The 7,770-nt window shown below is 42.0% G+C and carries 5 protein-coding genes; 2 read left to right on the forward strand and 3 right to left on the reverse strand.

Annotated features, from left to right (window positions below; all coding sequences use genetic code 11):
- Nucleotides 1–212: 212 nt before the first annotated feature.
- A complete protein-coding gene (locus V6259_RS14915) occupies nt 213–1,391 on the forward strand; it encodes an O-antigen ligase family protein (RefSeq protein ID WP_341585172.1) in 1,179 nt (392 codons plus the stop codon).
- 252 nt (nt 1,392–1,643) lie between these two features.
- On the opposite strand, the gene V6259_RS14920 is transcribed toward V6259_RS14915, so the two are convergent.
- From V6259_RS14920 to V6259_RS14930, 3 genes are all read right to left on the reverse strand, one after another.
- Nucleotides 1,644–2,993, reverse strand: a complete 1,350-nt coding sequence (locus V6259_RS14920; protein WP_341585173.1) for a PIG-L family deacetylase — start codon at nt 2,991–2,993, stop codon at nt 1,644–1,646.
- A 52-nt stretch (nt 2,994–3,045) separates the two neighbouring features.
- The gene (locus V6259_RS14925) at nt 3,046–4,227 is read right to left on the reverse strand and encodes a glycosyltransferase (protein ID WP_341585174.1); all 1,182 of its coding nucleotides are present in this window, start codon (nt 4,225–4,227) and stop codon (nt 3,046–3,048) included.
- 136 nt (nt 4,228–4,363) lie between these two features.
- Nucleotides 4,364–5,743 carry an MATE family efflux transporter gene (locus V6259_RS14930; protein ID WP_341585175.1) on the reverse strand — a complete coding sequence of 460 codons (1,380 nt, stop codon included), beginning with the start codon at nt 5,741–5,743 and terminating at the stop codon, nt 4,364–4,366.
- A 282-nt stretch (nt 5,744–6,025) separates the two neighbouring features.
- Here V6259_RS14930 and V6259_RS14935 point away from each other — a divergent pair, with 282 nt between their 5' ends.
- Complete coding sequence (locus tag V6259_RS14935; protein WP_341585176.1) at nt 6,026–6,940, forward strand: lysine exporter LysO family protein; 915 nt, start codon at nt 6,026–6,028, stop codon at nt 6,938–6,940.
- Nucleotides 6,941–7,770: the final 830 nt, after the last annotated feature.

Genomic DNA, 7,770 nt, shown 5'->3' on the forward strand with positions numbered 1-7,770 from the left:
TAAAAAAGACTAGTATTAAAAGGTGAAAAAAAGCTATGCTTTCTCTTCTAAAACTTACACTTAGCTTACATGGATAGTCTTTTTTTATGATTCGTCTTGACCACACAAAACAAAACAGCTACTTCATACTGATTGGCTTTGTTTTAACATGTTTGTATGCCCTAACAAAAATCCAAGCGCCAGAAATACTTTCTAACATTATTGGCTTACCCATGGTATTGCTGGGCTTTTACTCTATTTACAGGTACGGCAAAGATATTCAAGTTAAAACACCAGTGCTGCTGCTGCTAGCCTCTATTCTGATCCCGCTAGTAAGCTGGTATTTTGCTCATCTTGCTTATCCTGATTGGGTAAATAAATCCCCTCGCTTAGATAAGCTTTCACGAATTTTTGTCTTTATTCCCATCGCTTGGTGGCTAAAAGATAGTCCTAAAAAAGTATTTCTATTTTGGGCGGCTGCTGCACTTACTATTATCCTCGCGCCATGGATTGGCGGTGGAGGATGGCAAGAGATTATTAGAGGGTGGCATGGTGGGCGAATTGACTATGCCCTTCGAAATGCAGGACATACTAGCCTATTTTTTGGCTTGATATTAATTGGCCTTTTATGCTTTCTTCCTAGACTGTACCGTTGGAAAAGAATCGCGTTAATATTTTGGTTACCCATCACTCTATTTTGTATTTTTACCATGGTTGCCGCGCAGACAAGAGCGGCATGGTTAGCTCTCATCGCTAGCGCTGTTATTTCCTGTTTCGTTATTTTATTTAATAAGAAGTTTAGACAAAAAATAAACATTAAAAATCTTTCCATATTTATCATTATTACACTTGCTGTAACCTTCACAATATATAAAACAATGGGGAATACGCTAGAACATAGGTCAACAAGCGAATCATCTGTCATTGAAAAAGTCATGTCAGGCAACTTAAAAGACATCCCTTACACTAGTGTTGGCATCCGCATTCATTTATGGGAAGCAGGATTAGACAAAATAAAGGAAAGACCTCTTTTAGGGTGGGGAAATAAAGGACAACGGATATCTATCGATCAAAATGACTGGATGCCAGAAAATATTAAACAGAACTTTGGCCACCTACATAATATCTATCTATCCATTCTGAATAATTACGGTTTTATTGGCTTAGCTTTTTACTTTATCTGGTTCGGTTGGGTCATGATAAAAATACTTAAAGCCGTTTCTAGAAAACAGCTAGATAGAGATATCGGCCATTTCGCAATCACAGCTTTCACTTTTTGGAGTGTTGTTAATTTATTTGAATCGTATTTATTCTTTTGGACAGGGGTCTTCTGTATACAGGTAATATTTGGCGGATTACTTGCTTTTATCTGGAATGCAGAAATCAATAACAAGACGGAAAAAGAGAGTTAACAACTGGTACGTGCTCTTATCATAATCAGAAGACTCAAATTAAACAGTGTAGAGTGCCTTACTATGAAGTCAGGCACTCTATAAGAAAGATGCACCACAGCAATTTAAACGTCAAAAGTCCATGTCTAAACTTGTTTCGCGGTTCCACCAGATATCTATATATTAACCTTCACTCATTTCCATAAACATTGCGCGACGTCCATTCGCTCATTCCAGTGACTCTTACTATTATCTAGGTAGTTATCTATGTGGTTATTTCTGCGTTTGGCTTTGGATTAGAGCATCACTAAAGACTTGACCATCAACGAATGTAAATACTTCATTGGCTCTAATGTGAGTTTGAAAATAGGTATGATAACCGTAAAATTGATAGTCACTTTTTAAAATATTTTGATGCCACCATTTTTTTAAGCTTTTCTTGAGCCTAGGTTTACTGCGTAGATCGTGCATAGTGTCGAATGAGACGACCTTTTCTTTTTGTGTTGTTAAGCTGAGCTGATGACTGTAACAAGAAAGTTCTTTGAAAATAGAGCTGGCATCGAACCATGGCGGTAACGCGGTTAATGTATGCTCAGGGCCATAAGGGAATTTCTTTATTTTTCGTAAGTGATTAACATACATAAAGACGTTGTCAGGCTTATGAGCGCTTTTTCGAATAGCCAAAGCAAGCGCATGAGCTGACATAATATGCTCTGAGTGAGGGTCTATCTCAGGGTCGGTGATAAAAACACTGGTGGGTTTTATTTGTTCCAATAAGCTTGCTAGATCCTCAACTAGGGATTCTCCAGTACAAGTATCTCGCTCATCATTCGGTAATGTTATGTGATTTAGCCCTCGACTTATGTTCGGGGTGAGTCCTGGCAATACTTTATCGATTTGCTGCTCTTGAGGCACTTTATAGAGTGAATCTATAGTTAAATTAAAGTAACCAAGAGAGGTTAAACGCTCAAGTTTCACCCCTGCTAGGAGCGGTGTTGTCATGCTGTTCCAGGCTCTAATCTGCGCTTTTCGGTGAACTGCATCCGCCAGATTATTATCCAATCCAGCAATATACTGACGATCCAGCGATTGAAGAGTTTGCCCTGCATTAATGGTCGTGATCCAAGTACGATCGGAATATTCACTGTATAGGCCGTAGGCCGCTAATTCTGCATCGTCTGCGTGTGGCGCAATGATGAGTATAGCGCCGCCACTGCTAATAGCTGGCTTTTTAAACCCTAAGAGAGTTACTTCAGGTTTTGTTGAGCAATATTTGAAGTGTAGCTTAATCTGCTCATCCAAAAGATCATTAGAAAGCAATGAGCTTAAATTAAGGTAACGGATACCTTCTTGTTTCGCCTCAAAGAACTGGCTGTTGCCAATTGCACCCTGCTCTTTCTCATCTATGAAAACAGAAACACAGCCTTGTTTCGTTTTGTTGGTAGAGTGATAAGAAAACGACAGTAACCAGGTGTATTCACTATGCTTTAATATGGCAAACTCTGACGCATCTGCCAGCGTTAATGTATAGATATCGTTTGAGCCTGGAGTATTCAACCTGTTAAGTTGAGCCTTACTTTGCCAATCTGGCTTTAAGGCATACTGGTAGTCATTTTGTTTCATATATTCCGTCTTATCTATCTCGAGCTAACAAGTATATGCAACTGATTAGTGTTTACGAATGAGGCAAGTATTTGTCATAGTATTGTTCGATTATGTATGTTTCATCAAATTTTTTGAGTGAGCTAGCAACATCTTGCAGAGAAATAATAGAATCTTTTTCTTCTAGGGCCAATGCAATCTTTTCCGCGAGGGATTTAGGGTTTTGCTCTGCTAAATAACGGCTCAACTTACCCTGCATGATATCGCGGACGCCACCTGGGCAATTGGTCGCAACTACAGGCGTACCGCAAGCAAGTGATTCGATGATAACCATACCGAGTCCTTCGCTTTTTGAGCTTAAAACAAAAAGGTCGGCTTTTTTATACCAAGGGAAAGGGTTGTTTTGTTGGCCCTTTAGGAAGACGCAGTGTTCTAATCCCATTTGTTTGATTTTCTTTTCAAGACTGGCTCTTTCTCGGCCCTCTCCCACAATGGCCAAGTCTTGTTTTATGTCAAAATGTTCTCGAGCGTACTGATAGGCATCGATCAGGAGAGGGAAGTTTTTTCCTGATACTAAACGCCCTAAACCTAAAATATAAGGCTTAGTATGGTAATCCGCCTTATCATCTTGAACCGAAGCATTTTCTAGTATTTTGTCATAATTATTCGGGTTACTGATAACCTCAATACTTTCACAAGAGATGGCATGGCATTCAACGAGGTCGATTAGGGACTTTTTCACTTCTTCAGATACGCAAACCATTTTCCTATTAGAAAATAGCCAAGAAAACATTTTTTTAGATCTGTTACCAAAATGCGCTTTGTTCTGCATGCTCTCACAAACAAAAACAAAGCGAGGGTCTTTCAGTGGCCAAATATGAGAGAAAGTACCTTGCCCTCTGAAAATAATAAGATCGAATCGCCCTGATTTTTTTTCTAATTGCTTGAGTTTATAAGAAAAGGCGACCGCTTCTGCATAGGCAAAAAACAGGAGAAAAGACTTACGAAAAAAGACATTCAGTAATTTACAAAGAATCAACCAGATTAATCCAACACCACTTGATATCACCATTTTTTGCAATGAAAACAAGTGCACCTGAACCCTAGCATCATCTGGAGAAACTTCTACTTTTCGGCTCTTTAAATAAATCAGGTGCGTATTATGACCTTGTTTCGCAAAGGCATCAGATAAGTTGCAAGCAACGCGTTCCATGCCACCCATTTTTAAACTATTTACAACAATGGCAATTTTCATGAATTTCAGTTCCCTTAAAACCAGCCTAATATTTGAGAAGCACTTGTTATAGTGATTAGGTCAGCGGCTTCACTTGAAAGAATTATACCTAAATTTCAACGAGTAAAAGCGCTTTTTGCATGGCAATATTTATTACCTAAGCCACTTCTCTCTCGGAGAATATCCGTTTACCTTCATAGCGTTTAACCACAAATCGGAAACGCAAGATCAGGATCACGGCTAATAGGCTCAATCCAGCGCCTAACCCAATATAAAATCCTCGTAAGCCGAGTGCATCTGCCCAAGGGCTATAATGTGATAACCAGTACCCAAATGGGATACTTAAACCAAACAAAGAAACCGCAAACGCAAGCATCGAGGATCTAGTGTCTCTAAAGCCTCGTAGCGCGCCGGTAAAGACAGTTTGTAACATATCAGGCAACTGATAACAGGACGACACCAACAGAATACTCGCGGCTAGGGCGACTATTTTTGTGTCGCTGCTGTAGATAAAAGGAATCACGTTGTGGAACAGCTGCGTGATCGTAAAGCAAATACCAACGTAGCCCAGCCCCAACCAAACAATAACCCGCATTCGCTTTCTTACCCCTGCAACGCCTTCTTTTGACATCGCCTTAGCCACCACAATCGCGGTCACGGCACTCATCGCCATCATAGGAGTAAACAACACAGACGTGTACGACATCACAACCTGCCCAGCGCCTAAAGCAAGATCGCCAAAAGACGAGATTAACCAGGTCATCGACGAAAACAACGCCACTTCAAAGGTGAAAGCTAACCCTGCAGGGGCACCAATGTGCAGTAGCAAAGAGAATTTTTGCACATAACGCCAGATTAATTTCGAGAACAAAGGTCGCTTATTAAAAAATCGATCGTAAACAAAAAAGAAGGTCACCGACAAATACAGAGACAAGGTAGATGCAATAGCCGCCCCGCGTGCCCCCAAATCAGGAAAGCCCAATTTACCGAATATCAGCACATAGTTAAAACAGACATTCAACAGCAACCCAGTGGTCGCAACAAACAGCGGAAAACCAGGGCGCCCCGCCGCTTCAAATAAATTTTTATACGCGGTCATTAAGGCCAACATAGGTAGAGCGGGCGCAAAAATATAAAGGTAATCCACTGCAACACGTCGTGTTTCTTCTTGAGAAGCCATCATCTGCGCAAAATGCGGCAAGATAGTCACAGTAATAATGCTAGCCGCTAGCCCTAAAATAATAGAGACACCAACCGCTTGAGACATATAAATATTCACCAATTTTGACTGGCGACCATGCAAATGCCGCGTAACCAAAGGCGTAATACCAAACGTCACCCCGATCAAGAAGCAGCCTACCGGCAGCCATAAACTAGAGGCCAAACCGACGGCAGCCAAATGCGTCGCACTGTAATGCCCAAGCATGACGGTATCGACTAGGCTAATCGACAATTCCAACGTCATGGTCAGCACCATAGGTAAAAGCAGGTGTAAAACCTCTTTTAACACAGACGGAGAAGAAAACGCTTTTGCCACACTGCCACCACTTAATTATGTCAATCCAAGAACGATGTAAAATATAAAGAACGACTAAAAAATAAAAACGAAAAATAAAAGAACAAAAACAAGTCCAATATTAAGCGACGTAATTTAGCATTTAGGCCTTTACATTGCACTGAGACGGACCCATTTCAGTGCACAAAAGAGACGCTTTTATTTCAAATTAAGTCTTTTGTTTCTCCCCTACCTTGCACAAGCATTAAAATGCCGACAAAATGCCCACGCTTACTCATTTTCAACCTTAAGATTAGAAACAACATGACCGTTATTACCACCTTAGGCCCACTGCTTATTGCCCTACTATTCGGATACTGGGTGAACATCAAATTCTTATCACCACAACGAGTCGCCGTCGGTCTAGAAAAACTGGTTTATTTAATACTGGGCTTAATTGGCTTTAGTATCGGCGCCTTGGACAACCTCGCTCAAAAGCTCATCGTCGCAGGGTTTCAGGCCTTCGTATTATTTTCATTGGTTACTATCATTAGCTTGGTCGCACTTTACTGCAGCGGCCTTCGATTTGGCGGCGCGCACTCAGAAAACCAAGGTAATGTGCCTCAAGCAAGCAAAATGCAGGCACTAAAAGACGCCGCGCAAACACTGGCTTGGGTTATTGGTGGGGTCATTGTGGGGTTTATCGGTAAAGACTGGGCCATGGGCGTGAACCAAGCCGTTACTGGGCTCTTATATGTACTCTTACTGCTAGTCGGCTGCCAATTGAGACAAGGCAATCATCGCCTCAAGAAATTACTGCTAAATAAACAAGCCGTCATCATCGCCAGCACCACCATCGCTAGCACACTACTCGCAGGCTGGTTGAGCTCTTTCATCTTAGGCTTAAGCTGGCACCAAGGCTTAGCCGTCGTTTCAGGATTTGGCTGGTACAGCCTTTCTGGCATATTGATTACAGGCCTTGGCGACCCCGTACTTGGCACCACCGCCTTTTTATTAGACTTAGGCCGAGAAATCGTCGCCTTAATGTTGATTCCTTTCTTAGCCAAACGCAGCAGCCATATGTCCGTTGGGTACTCAGGCGCCACCGCCATGGACTTCACCCTCCCCATGCTCAGCAAATTTCATGGCCCAGCCATCGTCCCCGTCTGCATCGCCAGCGGCTTCATCATGAGCCTACTCGTCCCCATCCTCATTCCATTGTTTCTAGGCATGCACTAAACCGCCTAGAAACAACCACTTGAACTTGACCTAGAACTTGACCTGTCATTTGTGGGTCTGCTTACCTTGAAAAAAGAGCGCCCAGATGCCGCGGAATATATGAGCCAACCACACGAGACACCTGTGAAAATCTAGATGGTCTTGCCCTAGCTCTCCCCCTTAACTTCAAGGGGGAGCTGGAGGGGGTTGTGCACTGGCACTTGCACTGTCATTTGTGGGTCTGCTTACCTTGAAAAAAGAGCGGCTGAATGCCACTGTGCTAATAAAACCAAACAGACAAGACACCTGTGAAAATCGAGATGGTCTTGCACTTGACCTGTCACTTGTCACTTGACCTATCATTTGTAGGTCAGCCTTTAGGCTGAATGCCACTGTGCTAATAACCTCAACCACACGAGACACCTGTGATTAACATGACTCTATTTTTCAACTAACAAAACCATCACCTGTCATTTGGACTTTAACCGATGATTAGATTCAAACAATCTCCAGTTATTAGCCTAAAGGCTAACCTACAAAACCCAAGGGCAAGACATCAGCTGCACTTGACCTGTCACTTGTCACTTAACCTGTCATTTGTAGGTCAGCCTTTAGGCTGATGACCACTGTGCTAATAAAACCAAACAGACAAGACACCTGTGATTAAAGTGATTTTTTCAACAACCAAACCATCACCTGTCATTTGGACTTTAACCGATGATTGGATTCAAACAATCTCCAGTTATTAGCCTAAAGGCTAACCTACAAAACCCAAGGGCAAGACATCAGCTGCACTTGACCTGTCACTTGTCACTTAACCTGTCATTTGTAGGTCAGCCTTTAGGCTGATG

Origin of the sequence: Marinomonas sp. TI.3.20, from assembly GCF_038155025.1 — a bacterium.
Taxonomy (GTDB): Bacteria; Pseudomonadota; Gammaproteobacteria; order Pseudomonadales; family Marinomonadaceae; genus Marinomonas; species Marinomonas flavescens.